Raw genomic sequence first — 20749 nt, forward strand, 5'->3', positions numbered from 1 at the left:
AGCCTCGCTATAATTTATACCTTTCAGGAAAGTGTTCCTTCTCCCATATTTCAATTTTCTCCAAAACCGCTTTCCACAATTCCGTTTTGCCACAACCCAAAAGAACTTCTTTTATTCGCTCCTTTTCACAGGGGATTTTTCTTGCAGTACCGCCACAACGCAAGCCTTCATCTAAGAAAATCCAAAACTCTCCTTCCTGTGGCTCTTGATAAAGGCCTCTATCCGTAAAATATACTTTGTTTTCATTCACATCGGCAAATCCTTGTTGCTGTAATAAAAAGGCCCTTAAGTCCATACTCATCCCTCAATTGTAACGCCTGTATAGTAGTGTTTCAATATTTCGTCGTATGTATAACCTAACCTTGCCATGGCTTGTGCCCCATTTTGGCTTAAGCCTACGCCATGACCTCGGCCAACGCCCTCAATCACAAAACGATCATCCTCTACCGTACTAATATTTACGGAGTATATTTCATAATCTCCCGCTTTTCTTTCACTTGCTTTTTTTGAACTGCTACCAGTCTCCCCTGGAATAGATAGCACCTTCCCGTTCATAGAAGATAACGTTCCTTCTGTTTTTGCTACAATTCCATTTTTTGCAGCGGAAGCAGTGAGACTATCACTTGCGGTAGACGCTTGGACATTACTTTGGTTCTCGTCATAGTCACCGTTATAGACACCAATTTCTCCCCCTTTACCGTTTATGGTAAACATCTTACCTGGTAAACTTCCGCTAGGTGCCCCTGAAAAATAGGTTCTTATGCTCTCCTTCGTTAAGGTTTTTACACCCTTTGAGCCTACAATCTCCATTTCTTGCACTCTGCCACCTGTGGACAGCTTTGTAATTACTATGTCCTCTGCACGACCGATATTTTCCCCCTTCCCAGAAAGTAACCTATCTAAGTCATCAAGGGTTAATGTAACCGTCCATGTGTTATTCTTATCTTCAGCAATTTCAGGGACAGCTCGCAAGTATGGTATCTCATAAAACCAAACATTTTCGCTATTTTCTGTGTATCCTCCTGTGGAGGCAGAAAACACTGCTTCTATAGGTTTGCCATTATAGCAAACAACCTCACCCTCTGTTGCATCAACTGCCTCAGAAGTTCTTGCTGCTTCCCCGCTATACCCTTTATATACCTGACAATTTGTACCATCACATAGCTGATAACCAAAGCTGGTATGAGCGCTAAGTTTCGTCATGGCATAGGTTCTGGCGGCAATGGTTTGGGCTTTTAAAGCCTCTATTTCATAGGATTGTGGCATTTCAGAAGGTACAACGCCATACAAATAATCTTCCAAGCTAACAACATTAACAGCGGTCATTACCCCCGCATTTATGGCAAAGGTAAGCATTCCCCTATATTTTTTCCCGTTAATTGTAAAAGTATCATCCTTTTCTGTTCCCATAAACACGGCATTTGATTCCTTAGGAATCAAAAGAGACTCCTTGCTGCCATCCAACCGTACCCCAAGGAAATTCCTTACGGAAGATGCACTACATCGGCTGGCGGACTCCACTTCTGAAACAGAGCTGTTCACAACATAAACTGTCCAATTACCATTACCCAGATAGGTTTGATATGCACGAAAACCTAAGCGGTTCATGTTACTTGCCAAATCCGAAGCTTCCTCCTGATTCATTTCCTCATCAACGGAAATATAATCCCCTGTACTTAAAGACACAGAAAATCCCGACCCCGAGGAAAAAGTACCGTCTTCATGGAAATCCCCATTTTTTTCCGTTCCAATTTCTATTGTATCCCCATCCAATGTGGCTGAGGTTTTATTTTTACAAACACTTTCCAATCCTACACGAACCGTTTCTGGAACGTCGTACGCTAAGGCTGACTGAGGCGTTACAGAAATCATCAAACCCAAAGAAAGAGCTATCGAAATTAGTCTTCTTATATTTTTCTTCATAATATCCTCCTGATGTTCACCAGTTCTATCCATTTTTATTTGGTATACTTTAAGTATACCAAAGTATTGTTGAATTCGATAGATATTTTCTGGGAAAAAATTAGTTTTAATATTTGCAAAAAATCATATTTGAGAGGATTTTTTATTACGATTATAGCTTTAGTATGGATGAAACAGTGATTTTTGAACCTTCTGCGGTTTGTAGCCAGATAGGATAGTACGAGAAAATGACTGCTTATTCCTTAAGCAACCTGTTCATATGAAGATTGAGAGTAACTGATAGGAGAAAGCTAAGAAGTGCCTTGATTTCGTTTGAATTTGGACTTTATAAGCTTTTTTTGGCTGGTAAATAAGTTCACATTAAAAAAAGATCCTTGTATTAAAGATCTTTTTTTATAAAGTCATTTATTGTCTTGCAGTCCAGCCTCTATAATAGCCATAGTACTTACCATTTTGAACTTTCATTTCAGTTAAAGATAGTGTACCTTTATATGTATACCCGCTATCAGTGAACTTAACTACGATTGTATCGGGTGATCTATATGTAGTAATATGCTCATAATCATCAATATAAATATCCCTAGCGGCTCTTGTAACCACACTTTTATCGGTATATGTAGCTAACTCTGACTCGTTCATTGTAACAAAAACTTCTTCATATACTTGATACCCACCAACCTCTTCCACAACTTCTAAGTCGCTAACATAATTGCCATCAAACCTATTATCTGTTGTTGCAAAAACAGTTGCAACACTTGCCGGAATCGAGAAAGATAACACTAGTGCAAATACTGACATTTTTTTGAAGCTCATAATAGCCACGATCCTTTCTTTGATTGAATTTTTAGCAAAACCATTATAAACAACAGAGTCCCTGTATTGCATCTGGGAAGCTTTCAATAAATTCAATGCATAGGACTCTCTTTGTTCCCCGCCAAGTAATTCTAAAGCATGTCTATCACAAGAAATTTCCATATCTCTATTAATGTATTTGAATAAAATCCAAGCACATGGGTTAAACCAACATGAGCTTAGTAGAACAGCCAATACTAACTTGATTAATGCATGTCGGTATTTAATGTGCATAAACTCATGTAGCATTATTTGTTTTGCATTTACTTCATTACTCACATTAAATTCTGTTGGTAGTAAAACCCCTGGCTTTATGCAACCATATGCCAATGGTACATCTATTTCTTTAGAAACTTTAAATTCTATGTTCATTCGCAAATTATGTTTTTTTAACCAATGCTCGATTTTTTCTACTTCTGCACCGTCACAAACTACAGAATTTCTTATTAGCCTCATCCCAATTAGGTAACTCATTATAAAATAGTTCCCAACAATAATAAAACCGATTACCCAAATGACAAATAAAATTTCCATAATAAAATCTAATTCTACATAACGACTGAACAATTGCAAAATTTGTCGTCCGTTGTACTGCAAAGTTATTATTTCATTTGCAAAAAAATAATCTCTAAATTTAAAAATGATATTGTATACACACCAGTTAGAGGTTACATTAAATGGTATTATCATTCTTACTGTTGCTAGCCCCCATAACAGGCCATAGACGCTATGAGGAATTTTATTGATTGTTACTTTACGAATCAAAAGTGTAACTATAATAATTGCTGCCGCTGAAGCATTCATATATAAATAGTTCACCGGAACTCACCTCATTTTAATTTGTCTATGATGTCCCGTAATTCTTTGACGTCTTCCTTCGTTAATTCCCCACTATCTGTAAAAGCAGATAACATATTCGTAAAAGAACCATTAAAATATGACTTTAAAAAATTTTTACTGGCCTTCATTTTATAGGCTTCCCCTTCGACAATGGGATAATAGTGATTGGTAATACCAATTTTTTCATGTTCCACAAGTTTCTTTTCCTCTAATCTTACTAAAAATGTGGACACCGTCCGCACGTTCCATTCGATTCCATCTTTTTCTTTAATAATCTTACAAACTTCTTTTACTGTCATTTTAGTATCTGATTCCAGTAAAACATTTAAGACTTTTTGTTCTGAACTTGAAGCAAGTCTTCCTGTATTCATTATGCTCCACTCCTTATTATATTACAAACATACTCGGTACTTCTGTATTGTAGATTATATTAACTAATTTGTCAATATTTGCAATCTAATTTTAATGTATTTTTTTCCAATCCCCTAAGTCTATTTCATGTGATATTAGATATACCTTCAAAAAAGGTCAATGTTAGAGACAATAAATTTCTATCATCTCTTTTTTTGATCATTATCTATCCATAATCTTTTGTTGCTTGGTTCTAAACACTTTTAAATATGTGTTACATTTGTAGTATGTATGGTGTTGGGGTCTTTGTCAACAAAAACTGTTAAAATAAGCTCTAAAATATGCTTTTTTTTAAAACTGCCAATGCTCTTGTATCTCTATTCATAGATAGGCACTTATTCAGGTGGTTTAAAGTATTAAGTTGGCTTTTCTTTTTCAAAGTCCCCTTATCATTCTTGCTATGTGGTACTAAGGGTATTTTCTGTAAGATTACTACTTTTTGCCCTTCTTTCATCTGCTTATATAAATTTGTTTTAATAAGAAACATCCATTGTTCTTTATCTATTGCACTTTTCCCTTCCAAGGTCTAAAAATTTCTTTTTGCTTCATTTTTCACCAGCATTGTTTCCCATATTATACCATTTTTCTTTTAGCTATGCCAATGTTTTTTTAATTCAAGCATTAAGTTTAATTCGCTAAGAAGAATAACAGGAGATTCCTCAAATAATTCCCTATAACAACTAATCATAGAAAGCTAATTTACAGAAATTATTTCAACTCCCTCATTATAGGGAATTTATGTAGCGGCAAAGGCAGCGAAACTATGTCTTTGCCTTTCCACTTTTTAAGGATTACCCTTTATCAGCACCTGGTTTGTGACGGTTACCCGATTGTTTTTTGTTATTCCGTCCTTCTCCATCAAGGGCGCTTTCAGCCATAGTTGGTCCCCCATTTGCCTTTTGTTTGCGAACCTCTTTTGGGTCAAGCTGGCTATCTTTTGCCATAAATATCACCTCATGTCAAGTATTTGCAAAAGATAAATTCATATGCATTGAACTCATAAATAAAGTTTGATAAATCCCTTACGGTAAAGCTTTCACTTCATTTTTGAAGAACATTTCTAATTTTAAGCCGTTTAAAACTTTCCACAGATAGTCGTTATGATAAAGCATATGTCAGGTTTCTATCCGCTGATTAGCCTATATAAAATTTCATGTCATGAATGGATACAATATGGCCAAAATCGCCCAGATTTTTGGAAATGATTCACCTACATTTTTTTCATAAAGACTAGCCATAGCCATTTACCCATATTAACAATGGACTATTTTTGCAAACTAAACAGAATAATCTTTTTCTTTCACTGTTCTCTTTAACCAAACAAATAGCCTTAGTATCTTAACACAAAAAAACGACTATCCATTTAACAGATAGTCGTTGTCCAGCTTATATTATTCGTTGCTTTTTAGATAAATAAGTTTACGTTAGATTCCTCTGCATCTCCAAGGTAGGATGCTACACCTGCGTATTCCACCCCATCAAGAAGTTCATCTTTTGTAATCCCCATAATATCCATGGACATGGTGCAGGCAACGAGACGTATTCCTTTCTTCATAGCATGTTGCATCAGTGTCTCAAGGGAGTCCATATTTTTATTTTTCATAACTTTCTTCATCATTGCGGTTCCCATTCCACCCATATGCATCTTAGAAAGCTTCAGTTTTTTACTGCCTCGTGGCATCATAGTCCCAAACATTCTATCCATAAAAGGCTTTTTCACAGAGAGTCTGTCTGTTTTTCTTAAGGCATTTAACCCCCAGAAAGTAAAGAACATGGTAACAGGCCTACCCATAGAAGCAGCGCCGTTAGCAATAATAAAGGAAGCAAGGACTTTATCCAAATCACCGCTGAATACAATAATGGTTTTACCTTGTGCTGTATCAATTACTTTATCCTTATTTTCCGTATTACTAGTTCCCGTACCCTTTTTAATGAACACAATGTTTTCCTTGTTCTGACGTTCTGTTTTCACAAGGGTATTTCCTGTTCTACGGCACCAAGAAGAAATATCTGAAGCAAAGCCCATATCCGTAGCGGAGACTTTCAAAACTTCATTCTCCTCCATATCAGAAATGGCTTCATGTACCTTCATAATAGGCCCGGGGCACTGCAAGCCGCAACAATCAATGACCTTCATTTCTTTATCAGAAACTCGCTCAAGTTCCTCTTCTTTTTCTGCTGTTGGCTCCGACTTCTCTGCTGCACTCACTTGAAAACCGTTTTTCTCATAGTGCATGGATTTATAAAAAGATGTTCCAGCCGATAAAACTGCTACTTTTTCAAAGCCGTTTTGACGTAAAATTCTAGCTGCGTTATAGGAACGTACGCCAATGGTACAGTATATAATTATTTGCTTGTTTTTATCCAGCTCTGTGAATCTTTTATGCAACTGCCCTAATGGGATATGGTAGGAGCCTGGAATTGCAAATACCATACGTTCCATCTCTTCTGTAACATCCAAAATGGTATACTTATTTTTCTTTTTGTCATCTGCCAATAAAGCATCTACCTCGGACCAATCCATAAAGCTTACCAGCCCACTTAAAATATTTTCTGCCACGAAGCCCAACATATTCACTGGATCTTTTGCTGATGAGAATGGCGGTGCATAAGCAAGTTCCAGTTCTCCTAAATCATAGATCGTTCCATTTAACCGCATGGTTGTTGCAAGGGTATCAATTCGTTTATCAACTCCATCTTGACCAACAATCTGACCACCAAGGATTTTTCCCTCTTTATCAAATAACATTTTCAGGGTAAGAGGTGTTGCCCCTGGATAATAACCAGCATGGGATTTTTGTGTAATCAGCGCTACAAAATAGTCCTGATTTTTGGTTTTACCCATAGCAATTAATTGCTTTTCATTTAGTCCAACACTGGCAACATCCAAATCGAACACTTTCGCAACAGCGGTTCCCAAGGTTCCCTTATATTTTTTCTTATCCCCTACAATGTTATCCGCTAAGATACGTGCTTGTTTGTTAGCAGGGCCAGCAAGAGGGATCATGGTTTTTTCTTTTGTTATATAATGGTCAACCTCAATTACGTCACCTACGGCATAAATTTCAGGTGCAGAGGTTTCCAAGTATTCGTTTACAATGACGCCGCCTTTTTTATTCAAGGAAAGGCCAGCATCTTTGGCAAGTTCACTATTAGGACGTACACCGATGGATAGAATCACCATATCCGCATCTACAAATGCACCACTAGCCAGTTCAATTCTTGTGGAGCTACCCTTTCGATGGAATTCTTTTACACCATCGCCTAAAATTAAGTTAACCTGATTCATGTTCATATTTTCATGAACCAAGTTTGCCATTTCTAGATCTACGGGAGCCATAACCTGATTCTGCATTTCAATTACGGAAACATCTAAGCCCTCGGCATGAAGGTTCTCTGCCATTTCAAGGCCAATGAAGCCACCACCAATGACCGCCGCCTTTTTTGGTTTTTTCTCTTTGATATATGCTTTAATTTGATCTGTATCGGGTACTGTCCATAAAGTGAAAATATTGTCTGTGTCAATTCCGGGAATTGGAGGCTTTATAGGAGAAGATCCTGTTGCCAAAACCAAGTTATCATAAGTTTCTTCATATTCTTCGCCAGTTTTTATGTTTTTTATTAAAACTTTCTTCTCTTTTGGAAGAATTTTTGTCACTTCACTTGCTACACGCACATCAACATTGTATTTACTGCCCATTTGCTGTGGTGTTTGTAACAATAGGGCATCCCTGCTTTTGATTACATCTCCTATATAATAAGGCAATCCGCAGTTTGCGTAGGAAATATAATCGCCTCTTTCCAACATAATGATTTGCATTGACTCATCTCTTCTACGAAGTCTTGCAGCTGTAGTAGCACCTCCGGCAACTCCGCCGATAATAACTGTCTTTTTAGCCATAACCAAATCTCCTTCCTGCTTTCATTGTTATTTACTTAATACTTTCATTGGCATCATTATATCAATTCCTCACAAGCTTTGTCTGTAACCATGTCACAAAAAAAGAATCATATTTTTAATATGATTCCCCATGCATTCCTTCTTTATTTTCTTTTAGAATATAAACGTAAACCAACTAATGCACAACCTTCCAAAAATGGAGAATGGGTTTCATCTAAATAATCTAAAATTTCTTCACTCTCGGCTCCTGGCTGAATTAAAATACATTTATAATCTTTTTTGCATTCTTTTAACAACTCTATGCCCTTTGCAGGATGGATGCACAAATCAATAACATCAATATCTTCAGGTATATCGTTAATAGATTCCAATTCCTTTCCCACAGAATACACTTTGTAATCATGTTCCTTAAGCTCATTTTTAATTTTATGTGCATATTTTTGTTCATTTAAAGTATCGCCTACTACTGCAAAAACTTTTTGTCCCATGATTTCTTTCAAATCCATAATATCACCACTCTGTTTTATTGTTTAATCCAACGGTTACCATAGCGAAAGGACCTTTTGACTACAATAGAATTTATGCCCCATTTTCTAATATTCATAGGGGTTTTCTTCTTCTTTTGTTCTTTGGGTTTTCCACTTTTTGTATAGTGTCAGTATAGCTTATTTTGTTGACAAGTGCAATATTCTGATTTTTTTTGTTCTTTCCCATCCATTTAACTATCATACACCTCTTTTTTCTTTTTATTCACTAACTTAAAATGTATTTTTAATATGTATTTTTGATATGTATTTTTACTACCCTTTATTCATGGTAATAAGATTTTTTAGGTATTTTAAAATGAAAAAAGAAGAAATACAAAAAAGCCCCCAAAAAAGGGGCTTGGAGAATGCTCTTTATAATATTTAATATCTTTTAATCAAAGATAAATCTAAAAAGCCTCATTTTAAGAAGGTTTCGCTGTTGACATAGCAGAACTCATTTTTTTGAATAAAGCGTCTTTTTTTCTTACCCACTATCTAGCTTATCTGAATTCAAATATCCACAGATTAAAAAGTAATTTCACCTGGTTTGTATCCCGTGGGTAACTCTTCTTCACTTAAAAACTCGAAATTTTCATCACGAAGTATTGGTAAAAATACGGAATATGGTATTCTAGTAAACTCGCAACCATAATTGCTTGCTCCAAACCATCCGCCCTCTTTGCTACTAAGGTTTAGGCTCCTAGCAAACTTTGTATGATTAGAGCAATCGTGAACTGCCAAATCCCAATTCTCTTCATCAGCAATTTGCATGAATCTCAAGGTTAATTCCCTACTCCAAATGGGAGAAATGTAACCATGTCTGCAAATGTACATGCTTTCTCCAAAATAATTATCGATATTATTTGCATTTAGGTGAAGCTCAGCACAATTGATAAAGTCCAGTTTTGTATCAAAGATAGCTTCCTTTTTCTTGAAAAAACCATGGAAAAATTCTGGTGTCATGGGGGTTTCAATCCCTACGTTTTTAATGTATTTTTTCGCAATTTTAATGTTTTTAATAACCTTATCTGAACAGTTAGAAGCCCCTAGGTTAAAGCGAATCTCGTTAAGTCCTGCTTCCCCTAACGCTTTTAACGTCTTCTCGGTAGCCAGGGTTCCATTTGTATATAAGTGTTGATGAACTTGTGCATTTTTAAATTTCTTTATGATAGGATAGTACTTTTCAATTTCCATAAAGGGCTCTAGATATACATAGGAAACACCTGTAGGCTTTTGCTGAATAGAAAGAAGCAAGTCTATATCCTTTTCATAAAACTTTGTACCACCAATTTCCCATAAGCCTTCGCCAATAGGTGGAACTTCGTCAAGTTCCCCGTAGTTATAGCAAAACTTACACTCTATGTTGCATTTATTGGTTTTTCGAATGGCACTTAACCCCGTTCCCGTCAAACAGGAACGACAGCCTCTGGCGAACTTATTTTCATCACCCACAAAATAGGTTTTATGTCCAAAGGTTTTTAAACCTTTGATTTGAGACATGAGCAGTTCATTTCTATGGTCAATGGCCGCCTCAATTTGAGCAAAGGTGGCATATACGATTTCTTGTTGTTTCGTTAAAATTTCCTCATCCTCAGGCAAAGCAGAGAAAAATTCAAACCACATTAATGCATCTTTTTTTGATATTTTCAAAATGGATCCTCCTAATTGTTACCCTTAATATTCAAGAACTTCTTTAAATTACTTTTAATACAAGAAATTGAAACCCTAATTTCCTTAGCAAAGGTGGGCTGATTCCAATCAAGATAAATTACATATATGGCTCGCCCATTTTATAACATCAACAGTTCTTACTCAACTGTTTACTATTTTTTTGAAGTTTCATTTTGTGAAAGCTTAAGACCATCACAGTATCGCCACTTTTGGCATTAAAATTAGAAAGTAGCGTTTTGATTATAACATTAAGAAAAAGTTAATACAACAAGTGCACTTAGTATTTTTTTGTATTCATAGCACTTAAATAGTATAATTGAAGCATTTAATTCACGCAATATGTAGTAAATGGATTTATCTAAAGTAAGACTCATGAAACAACAAGAAAAGGAGGGATTAATACGAATTGATTAATCCCTCCTGTGTGAGTGGTTAAAATAATTTAATTTGATTCATCTCATCCAAGGATTTTTGCCAAGTCTTCTTCAGGTGTACTGATGGGGGTAATACTATAGTTCTCAACTAAAAAGTTCAAGACATTAGGCGAAATAAAAGCAGGTAGTGTTGGCCCTAAATAGATATTTTTTACACCTAAAGCTAAGAGGCTTAACAATATGGCAACGGCTTTTTGCTCATACCAAGATAGAACTAGAGTAAGGGGTAAGTCGTTTACTCCACATTCAAAGGCCTCAGCGAGGGCAAGGGCCACTTTAATTGCACTATAAGAGTCATTACACTGGCCCATGTCTAAAATTCTAGGCAGACCTTCGATTTCTCCCAGCTCTAAGTCGTTTAAACGATATTTACCGCATGCCAGAGTAAGGATAATGGTATCCATGGGCGTTTTCTTTGCAAAATCCGTATAATAACTTCTACCTGGGGCCGCACCATCGCAACCACCGATTAAGAAGAAGTGCTTAATTTTTTCTTTTTTGATAAGGTCAACTATTTTTCCAGCTTCAGATAACACCGTACCATGCCCAAAGCCTGTGGTGACTGTGGTGCCACCGTTAATGCCTGTCATTGGATGATCCTCATCATACCCGCCGCATTCTAAGGCTTTTTCAATAACGGGAGTAAAATCTTTATCTTTTCCTATGTGAACAAGCTCTGGATAGGAAACCACGGCTGTGGTAAACACCCGATCTTCATAGCTTTGGCGGACGGGCATCAAACAGTTTGTAGTAAATAAAATTGGTGCTGGAATATTATGAAATTCCGACTGCTGACTTTGCCAACCTGTGCCAAAGTTACCCTTAAGATGGGTGTACTCTTTTAGCTTGGGATATCCGTGGGCAGGTAGCATTTCACTATGAGTGTAGATGTTTACCCCTTTATCCTTTGTCTGCTCAAGCAACAGCTTTAGATCGTGAAGGTCATGGCCGCTAACAACAATAAATGGCCCTTTCTCAATGGTCAAAGGTACCTCTGTGGGTACAGGTGTACCGTAACTTTCTGTATTGGCTCTATCAAGCAGTTCCATACACTTGTAGTTTGCTTCACCTGTTTTTAAAACCAGTGGAAGGAGTTTTTCCATGGAATAATCCTCGCCAATGGCGTGCATTCCCTCATAGAAGAATTCTGTTACTTCAGGGTCTGTAAAACCAAGAACATAAGCATGGTAAGCATAAGCCGACATACCACGCAAACCAAATAATATTAAAGACTTTAGGGAGCGTATATCCTCGTTCGCCTCCCATATTTTATTCACATCATAGTTTTCAGCCTCACTGAAAATAGCATTTTTTTCATTTATAATCTCATCAATCATCTTTTGAATGGTTTCATTATAAAAGTTCACATTGGTTACAGTGGTGAATAACCCTTCCAGCATAAGCTCATTAGATTTTTTCGTTGCTTTTCCTGACTTTACCGCCCTACTAAGACCAATCAAAGCACTGGTCAAGTCATCTTGCAGATTTGCTGTATCTGATTTTTTACCGCAAACACCAGCCCTTCCTTCACAACCTGTGTTATGAGCAGTTTGTTGACACTGGAAACAAAACATATCTCCCATATTATTCCTCCTTAATATTTTTTTACGGATTTAATACCGTTTTTAAAGAAACTTATATCATTGAAATAAATAAACCCTAATAAAAAGGTTTCCCATACTCATTATTCTTTTTTTACCAAATTTTATACATATTTTGATATAAAAAAGTTGCTTACCCATTGGGAAACAACTTGTAAAAATTCTATCATTTTAACATCTTAAAGTGCTTGTGTTTATCGGTTATTATCTTTCGACACGTGAGAATGCCTAGAAGATAAAGTCCTCATGGCATTAAGCAGAGCATTTATTAGAATCAACTCAAGTGGGCGTTGAACTGGTTGTTACTCTGGCTCTTAGCTTTCCTTCCCCAGATTTTTTACTTTTTGAAGAAGGAAACTTTCTATTATTCCCTGGCCATTCAACTTTCATGATTACTTTAAAGAAATGCCCCAATATTTTCGCTTTAGGCAAGCTACTTACATTTCAAATTACTACAAGCACTATTTTACCGCCATAGCAAGTTGCATACTTCTTGGTAGAAAAAATTTTTGTTTATTTTATAACCCCACTCTACTTTTTTACGTCCAGTTGTTTGCCGAAATAGAAATAAAAAAAGGTGAGATTAAAAGCACAATCTCACCCAAAACAATTATTTTATTTTAATTTTAAGAAAACCGTTAAACTGTTTCATGGAAAGTTCTTTTGATGACTTCAAGCTGCTGATCACGAGTCAAACGGTTGAAATTTACCGCATACCCAGAAACACGAATGGTAAGGGTAGGATATTTTTCGGGATTTTCCATGGCATCAATTAAAATATCTCTATTCATTACGTTTACGTTCAAATGGTGGGCACCTTGGAAGAAGTAGCCATCTAAAATATGAATGAGGTTTTCAATACGCTGTTCCTTTTCTTTTCCCAATGCATCAGGCACGATAGAAAATGTGTTGGAAACACCATCTTGGCAAACGTTTCTATAGGGAATTTTTGCCACGGAGTTTAAAGATGCAAGGGCTCCGTTTTCATCTCGTCCATGCATGGGGTTTGCACCAGGGGCAAAGGGCTCCCCAAACTTTCTGCCATCCGGAGTACTTCCCGTCTTTTTGCCATACATTACATTACTTGTTATGGTGAGTGCAGACAAAGTATGCTTGGCATTGCGATAAATTGGGTGTTTTTTCAAAGCATTGGAAAAATGCGTTGCGATGGCAACGGCAATATCATCTACTCTATCGTCATCATTGCCATATTGGGGGTAATCCCCTTCTACTTTAAAGTCTACCGTTACGCCATGTTCATCACGGATTGCCGTTACTTTCCCATACTTAATTGCGGAAAGAGAGTCGGCAGCCACAGATACACCTGCAAAGCCAAAAGCAGTAAGACGCTCAACATCCCGATCATGCAGGGCCATTTGACTTGCTTCATAAGCATATTTATCATGCATATAGTGGATGATATTAATGCTATCAACATACAGCTCTGCCACGTAATCCAATACCTTTTTATAGCGGTCCAGCACCTCTTCAAAAACTAAAACATCCCCCTGAATTGGTTCAATATTTGGTACAACAGGCACTTTTTGTAATTCATCCACACCGCCATTCATTGCCAAAAGAAGAGATTTTGCAATATTCGCTCTTGCGCCGAAAAATTGCATTTGTTTGCCTACACGCATTGCAGATACACAGCAAGAAATTGCATAGTCATCTCCATACAAAGGACGCATGATATCATCATTTTCATACTGAATAGAGTCTGTTTCGATACTCATTTTTGCACAATATGCTTTAAAGGCATAGGGTAAATCCCTGCTCCAAAGAACGGTCATATTGGGTTCTGGGGCAGTCCCTAAGTTTGTAAGGGTATGTAAATAGCGGAAGGAAGACTTTGTCACCAGTGGTGTGCCGTTATTGCTGATACCACCAATGGCTTCTGTAATCCAAGTAGGGTCGCCGCCAAATAATTCGTTGTACTCGGGGGTTCTCAAATGACGCACCAATCTTAATTTTATAATAAACTGATCAATTAACTCCTGTGCCTCTTTTTCAGTAATGGTACCGTTTTTCAAATCTCTTTCAATATAAATATCCAAAAATGTAGAAGTACGTCCCAAGGAGATTGCTGCCCCATTGTTTTCTTTTACGCCTGCAAGGTAAGCCATATACAAAAACTGTACTGCTTCATGGGCATTTTTAGCGGGCTGGCTAATATCAACATCATATTTGAAAGCCATGGATTTCATTTCTTTCAAAGCCCTAATTTGCATTCTTAATTCTTCTCTTGTGCGAATGCGCTCATCTGTCATGGCACCATCAAATTCAACTAATTCTCTTTCTTTTTCCTGGATTAAAAAGTCTACGCCATACAAGGAAACCCTTCTATAATCGCCAATCACACGGCCACGGCCATAAGCATCAGGCAAGCCGGTCAGCAAACCCACGTGTCTGGCAACCTTTGTTCTTTCAGGATAAGCGTCAAAAACACCTTCATTATGGGTTTTTCTGTATGCGTGAAAGTTATTTTCTACTTCAGAATTCAATTTATAACCATATTGATCCAAAGCACTGGTAGCCATTTTTAAGCCCCCATATAAATTTACGATTCTCTTTAACGGAGCATCTGTTTGTAACCCTAAAATAACTTCGTTATCTTCGTCAATGTAGCCAGGAGCGAAATTGTCTATTCCTGAAATAATATTGGTTTCAACATCTAAAATCCCCGTTTTCATTTCTTCAACGATTAATTCGTGACACTTGTCCCAAACTTTTTTTGTTTTTTCGCTAACACCTTCTAAAAAGGAATCATCACCTTCGTATAAAGAATAGTTTTTTTGAATAAAATTATGTACATCAATTTCTTCTGTCCAGCTTCCTGTTTCAAATCCCTGCCATGCTGTTTTCATTTTATCAATCCTTTCTTGGTTCCATGGATACAATATCTAAAATCATGTTCTGAAGTTGTTTCGTTTTTTCTTTACACATGGGTAACGTATCTTTTAAAGGATAATGTTTGCCCATTACGCTATATTTTTCAACCCCTAATATATGGTAAGGCAACAGTTCTACTTTTTCCACGTTGGCTATTGTTTTGATGTACGCCCCAAGGCTTTTTATATGGCTTTGGGAGTCGGTCAAATTTGGTACTACAACGTGGCGAATCCAAAGAGGGGTTGCACTTTTCTGTACAGCCTCTAAAAATTTTGTGGGCACAGAAAAATCCCCGTCAGTCAAAGCATTGTAATCCTGCTGTAAGTAATGCTTTATATCAAAAATCACCAAGTCTGTATACTTTAAAAGCTCCTCATAATCTCCATATCCATACCCTGCCGTATCAAGGCAAGTAGAGATATTCGCCTCTTTACAGGCTTTAAACAGCTCTGTTAAAAATTCAATCTGTAAAAGTGGCTCTCCTCCGGAACAGGTTACACCGCCCGTATCGCCATAGTAAGGTTGATATCGTTTCAGCATTTTTATGATTTCACTGACACTCATTTCTCTACCGGCTTCCACCTGCCAAGTATCAGGGTTATGACAGTATTTGCATCGAAGGATACAACCTTGAAAAAAGAGAACGGTTCTAATGCCTGGGCCATCCACCAGCCCCATAGACTCCACAGAGTGAATTCTACCTCTTTGCACATAATCACCTCTTTCTATCCAATTTTTCCAAATTTTTCAAATAGAAAAAGCCGACAATCTGGGCTTTTTCTGCCCAGACGGTCGGCTTGTGTAAACGATTATACTTCACGTGGTCAACCCACTATTCCGTCAGTCATATAATCTATGCTCTGATATTAGCATGACTTTTTTTCATTGTCAAATATATTTTTTAGTACTTTATATAAAAATATTGATACTTTTGCAAGATGATTCAGACGGATATAATAGATAATTCGAAAAATAACACTGCATAAAATGCAACTATTTTAATTAATTTATACAGGTAGTGCTACCTGTTTTTTTGTATGTGGATTTCGTTTTATTTTTAATGAAAGCGAGTTAGAACTTAATAACATCAGCGAATGGGCTAAGTGTATCTAAAGGTTATCTAAGACTATTTTTGCCGTGTTTTTTGGCTTCTTATGTTAAACAACTTTGTTGTATACCTTTTCATAAATTGAATTGGATATTACGATCCACTACCATAGTTAGATAGGCAGAACTGGCTTTTTCTATCTCTAAAAATAATAATAAAAAATAACGAAAAAAGAATCTCTAATTTTTATGGCTTGACTTTAGCTTTAAGTTATGGTAACGTAGTCTTCGATATCATAATGCGTTGAAAGAAACGAGTAGAGCGGTAAAAGTTTTGCAGAGAGCATCCGGTTGGTGAAAGGATGTAAACGGACTGTCTTGAATACATTCTGGAGCAGCTGCCCGAAAATTTTTGGTAGGGTTAGACGGGAACGCCCGATATAGCGTTACGTGTGTGTTAGCACACAATAAGGAGTATTCCAAGAGGAATACTTAAACCAGAGGTGGTACCACGAATTTTTCGTCCTCTGTCCCTTTTCCTAGGGACAGAGGACTTTTTTATTCAAAAATTATTAACCATTAAAAAGTAGGAACTAAATTTAGGAGGCATTAAGATGGAGATGAAAAAGAAAGAACATTCAGGAGGGTTTCGCAGTCGCTGGGGATTTATTTTAGCTTCTGTGGGTTCTGCCGTTGGCATGGCAAACGTATGGGGATTCCCTAATAAATTAGGCAGTAATGGCGGCGGTGCGTTTTTAATCGCATATCTATTTTTTATATTCATTTTCAGCTATGTGGGCTTACCTGCTGAGTTTGCCATTGGACGCCGTTCAAAAACAGGAACCTTGGGTTCCTATGAAAATGCTTGGAGTACGAGAAGTAAAATTGCGGGGAAAACTGGTGGAATTGTTGCCTGGTTACCGTTAGCAGGCTCAATGTGTATCGCAATTGGTTATGCTGTTATTGTTGCTTATGTGTTAAAAGCTTTATTTAACTCATTGACAGGAACATTAATGTCGGTAGACACGGCTACATGGTTTGAATCTTTTGCACTTACGCCTTACTCTGTAATTCCGTTCCACATTATTGTTGTAATCGGAACATTATTTACACTATTTTTAGGGGCAAAAAGCATTGAAAGAACCAATAAAATCATGATGCCAGTTTTCTTTACCATTTTCGTTATTTTAGCAATCCGAGTGGCAATGCTTCCAAATGTAATGGAAGGCTACTTATTTATGTTTGTACCCCGTTGGGAGGCACTGAAAGACCCTATGGTGTGGATTTGGGCCATGGGCCAAGCCTTCTTTTCCCTATCTATCACTGGTAGTGGTATGATTGTTTATGGTGCTTACTTAGGGGAACAGGAAGATGTTATTGCGGTGTCTCGCAAAACTGCAATTTTTGACACCATTGCAGCCCTTATTGCTGCTTTGGTTATTATTCCAGCATGTTTTTCTTATCAGCTTGACGTTGGAGCGGGCCCTAGCTTGCTTTTTGTTACACTGCCAACCATTTTACAAGATATACCAATGGGTCGTATTTTTGCAATTATATTATACGTTGCCATGATTTTTGCGGGTATCAGCTCTTTGCAAAATATGTTTGAGGCGGTATGTGAGTCTCTGTTACATAAGTTCCCCAAACTTAGCCGGAAAGCCGTACTTACAATTTTGTGCTTCATTTGTTTGGGAATTGGAATCAATATGGAAGCCATCTTCCATTGGGGACCATGGATGGATCTCGTTTCCATTTATATCATTCCCATTGGTGCTACATTAGGTGCTGCTTCTTGGTTTTGGGTAATGAAGAAAGAAGATTTGCTTGCTGAAATCAATAAAGGTGGATCAAAAACACAGGGCAATATATGGCATTTTATTGGCCGTTATGTATATGTTCCCTTTGCCATTATCCTTTGTTGCGTCGCTTTGTTTATGAAAGTTGCATTCTAAATAAAGAAAGTTCATGCAATATCCAATGAAATTTTAAGGGTTAAAAACCAACTTATCAATGGACTTATTGGTTGTTTTTGCGTATGCTATAACTAAATTTTTAAAAAGCAAACCAGCTACACTCGATAGAGACAGCTGATTTGCTTTTTTTATTGTGCTTTTAACTCCAAGCCTCATAAACAAAGACATTCACCTATGAAAGTAATGCTGGCATTCTCCCCCAGCCCAAGCAACACAAACTGAAGGTATGATTTTAGTTACTTCAGCATTTGATTATTTTGGAAAAACCCCTTCCAAGGGTCATCACCCTTAACCCGCATAAGTGCCTCAGTCATATTAATACCATCTGGTGTCACCGTATGAAGCTCCTCCCAAGGAATTGGCATTGAGACGGCAGCGCCCTTCCTCCCTCTTAAGGAGTATGGGGCAACGCTTGTAGCACCCCTTCCATTTCGAATCCAATCTATGAATATTCTTCCCTTCCGATTAGCTTTTCTTACATTGCTTGTGTATCGGTCAGGCCATTTTTGTTCCATTACTTCGGCAACCCCTTTTGCAAAGTCATGAAAAGCATCCCAGTTCGCTATGGGCTTTAAAGGAACAACCACGTGGTAACCTTTGCCCCCACTGGTTTTTAGATATGAGTTTAAGGAAAGCTCATTTAGAATGCTCCGAACGTCCTCCACGCCTTGACGCACCTGATCTAACTCCATCCCCTCATCGGGGTCTAGGTCAAATACCATCATATCTGGCTTTTCCAGAGTATCAACTGTGCTTCCCCAAGTGTGAAACTCCAAAGTCCCCATTTGAACTTCGGATAAAATTCCTTTTACGGTCTCAATATAAAAATATTCCTCCACTTCTCCTTTGCTGTTTGAAATGGGGATGGTGATGATTTCTTTACTATCTGCCGCAGGATGTTTTTTATAAAAGCATGTCTGTGAAATCCCTTTCGGACAGCGTACCGCAGTTAAAACCCGATGGCTCAAATAGGGCAACATTCGAGACGAAACCCCTTCATAATACCGTACCACATCTGCTTTGGTGATTACAGGTTCATCGTAAATCACTTTATCTGGATTTGAAATCTTTACTCCTCCAATGATAACGCTGTTTTTATCGCCCATGGCCTTCTCCCCTTCCGTTTCAGATGGTTCTGAAGATATTTCGTTCCCCGTTTTCTCTTTTTTGATGTTTTTTGCATCTTTGTCTGTCCTTAGCCCTTTAAAACTTGCTTGTCTTAATAAATTTTCTTTTGTCCACTCTGCAAATTTTATTTCAGCCACGAGTACTGGTTCCAACCAAGTTATCTTTTCAGTTGCCTTGGATTTTGGTGGGAGTAAGAAGGGTGAATCAGCTTTTTTTATATTGTTAAACTCCTTCTCAAGAAACTTCATATCATTTTCGCTCATACCTGTTCCCGCACGGCCTGTATAGATAAGATTTTCACCTTCGTAAACCCCAAGTAAGAGGGAACTTACCCCCCATGCTTTTTTATCAGACAGGGTATACCCGCCAATCACAAATTCCTGCCTTTTATCGCATTTCAATTTAATCCAATCGCCATTTCTAGTTCCGCTATAGATAGAGTCGATTTTTTTACCTATAATCCCTTCCATACCAGCTTGGCAGGCAACGGAAAAACTTTCCTCTCCCTGTCCTTTGACATAACGGCTGTAATACAGATTATTAGGTGCATCTTTCATCAAAGCTTCAAGGATTTCCTTCCTTTTGAGCAGGGTTTGCTCTCGAAGGTCTTCCCCATCTAAGGCAAGAATATCAAAAAGAATATATGTTAGTTTTTGAGATTTGGAATTTTTCAAGTAATTTTGCAATGCCTGAAAGTCTGTTTTCCCCGATGCATCGGTAATGACCATTTCACCGTCTAAAACCATAGGTCTGCCATTGGCCCACCCTGATATAGAAAGGGCAATGTCTCGAAACCGCTTTTGATAGTCGTTGCCATTCCTTGTAATCAGTCGGGCACTGTTGCCCTCTACAAAGGCCATGATTCTATAGCCATCATATTTCATCTCGTAGATCCAGCCTTCTCCCTCAGGAACCTTATTTACCAATTGAGCAAGCTGTACATCACAAGTTTGAAAGGGGTTTGGGGTGAATTTCTTCTCTGCATCCGTTTCGATTTCTTCCATCGTACGCCCAGTTCGGATACTTGTAATAAACTGTGAAATTCCATCAGAAGTTTTGCAAAATTCATCCCTTTCCTTTAGAAAAAGCCAATTTTCCTTTGTCTCATCGGGCTTACCCTTTAATCGAATCATAGCCCACTTCCCCTGCAATCTTTTTCCTTTTAAGATAAATTTCAGCTCACCTTTGTGAATCCCTTCCTCCACATTCCCATAAGGCTCCCATTCTCCTTCATCCCAAAGCATGACAATGCCCCCACCGTATTCTCCCTTGGGAATGGTTCCTTCAAAGTTTTTATAATCCAAGGGATGATCTTCAACATGTATGGCAAGCCTTTTATCATGGGTATCGTAGGAAGGCCCCTTGGGTACGGCCCAACTTAGAAGAACCCCTGCCCACTCCAAGCGAAAATCATAATGGTCCCTGCGTGCTAAATGGTGTTGCACCACAAAGCTTAGGCTTTCTTCGTTACTTGCTGTTTCTCCTTTTGGTTCTAAAGTTTTCGTAAAATTCCTTTTATCTTGATATTCCCATAGTTTCTTATCCATAT

General features: G+C 37.6%; 13 protein-coding genes, 1 riboswitch and 1 other annotated feature. Of the genes, 1 reads left to right on the forward strand and 12 read right to left on the reverse strand.

Features of this window, described 5'->3' with window-relative positions:
• Positions 1–7 precede the first annotated feature (7 nt).
• From RBQ60_RS08485 to pflA, 11 genes are all read right to left on the reverse strand, one after another.
• Positions 8–295, reverse strand: coding sequence for a hypothetical protein (locus RBQ60_RS08485; protein ID WP_307883278.1), 288 nt, complete (start codon positions 293–295; stop codon positions 8–10).
• A gap of 2 nt (positions 296–297) precedes the next feature.
• On the reverse strand, positions 298–1923 hold the full coding sequence (locus RBQ60_RS08490) for a SpoIID/LytB domain-containing protein (protein ID WP_307883279.1): 1626 nt from the start codon (positions 1921–1923) through the stop codon (positions 298–300).
• Positions 1924–2328: 405 nt separating this feature from the next.
• Entirely contained in the window at positions 2329–3594 is a 1266-nt protein-coding gene (locus RBQ60_RS08495; RefSeq protein WP_307883280.1) for a M56 family metallopeptidase, read from the reverse strand.
• 11 nt (positions 3595–3605) lie between these two features.
• Positions 3606–3986, reverse strand: coding sequence for a BlaI/MecI/CopY family transcriptional regulator (locus tag RBQ60_RS08500; RefSeq protein ID WP_307883281.1), 381 nt, complete (start codon positions 3984–3986; stop codon positions 3606–3608).
• Between the two features lie 831 nt (positions 3987–4817).
• Complete coding sequence (locus tag RBQ60_RS08505; protein ID WP_307883282.1) at positions 4818–4970, reverse strand: hypothetical protein; 153 nt, start codon at positions 4968–4970, stop codon at positions 4818–4820.
• A 461-nt stretch (positions 4971–5431) separates the two neighbouring features.
• The gene (locus RBQ60_RS08510) at positions 5432–7927 is read right to left on the reverse strand and encodes a CoA-disulfide reductase (protein WP_307883283.1); all 2496 of its coding nucleotides are present in this window, start codon (positions 7925–7927) and stop codon (positions 5432–5434) included.
• 143 nt (positions 7928–8070) lie between these two features.
• Positions 8071–8433 carry a CoA-binding protein gene (locus tag RBQ60_RS08515; protein WP_307883284.1) on the reverse strand — a complete coding sequence of 121 codons (363 nt, stop codon included), beginning with the start codon at positions 8431–8433 and terminating at the stop codon, positions 8071–8073.
• A 546-nt stretch (positions 8434–8979) separates the two neighbouring features.
• Positions 8980–10104, reverse strand: coding sequence for a radical SAM protein (locus tag RBQ60_RS08520; RefSeq protein WP_307883285.1), 1125 nt, complete (start codon positions 10102–10104; stop codon positions 8980–8982).
• Between the two features lie 478 nt (positions 10105–10582).
• Positions 10583–12133 (reverse strand): hydroxylamine reductase, encoded by a 1551-nt coding sequence (gene hcp, locus RBQ60_RS08525; RefSeq protein WP_334307456.1) that lies wholly within the window; start codon positions 12131–12133, stop codon positions 10583–10585.
• A gap of 665 nt (positions 12134–12798) precedes the next feature.
• Entirely contained in the window at positions 12799–15027 is a 2229-nt protein-coding gene (gene pflB / locus RBQ60_RS08530) for a formate C-acetyltransferase (protein WP_307883287.1), read from the reverse strand.
• 4 nt (positions 15028–15031) lie between these two features.
• Positions 15032–15763 carry a pyruvate formate-lyase-activating protein gene (pflA, locus tag RBQ60_RS08535; RefSeq protein ID WP_307883288.1) on the reverse strand — a complete coding sequence of 244 codons (732 nt, stop codon included), beginning with the start codon at positions 15761–15763 and terminating at the stop codon, positions 15032–15034.
• 64 nt (positions 15764–15827) lie between these two features.
• Positions 15828–15910, reverse strand: a riboswitch (ZMP/ZTP riboswitch).
• A 484-nt stretch (positions 15911–16394) separates the two neighbouring features.
• Positions 16395–16630: a binding site (T-box leader), on the forward strand.
• An 83-nt stretch (positions 16631–16713) separates the two neighbouring features.
• On the opposite strand from pflA, the gene RBQ60_RS08540 reads away from it, so the two are divergent.
• Positions 16714–18051, forward strand: coding sequence for a sodium-dependent transporter (locus RBQ60_RS08540; RefSeq protein WP_307883289.1), 1338 nt, complete (start codon positions 16714–16716; stop codon positions 18049–18051).
• Between the two features lie 257 nt (positions 18052–18308).
• Here the strand turns inward: RBQ60_RS08540 and ligD are convergent, their stop codons facing one another.
• Positions 18309–20747, reverse strand: a complete 2439-nt coding sequence (gene ligD / locus RBQ60_RS08545) for a DNA ligase D (protein WP_307883290.1) — start codon at positions 20745–20747, stop codon at positions 18309–18311.
• Positions 20748–20749: the final 2 nt, after the last annotated feature.

The organism is Anaerotignum sp. MB30-C6, assembly GCF_030908465.1.
GTDB lineage: Bacteria > Bacillota > Clostridia > Lachnospirales > Anaerotignaceae > Chakrabartyella.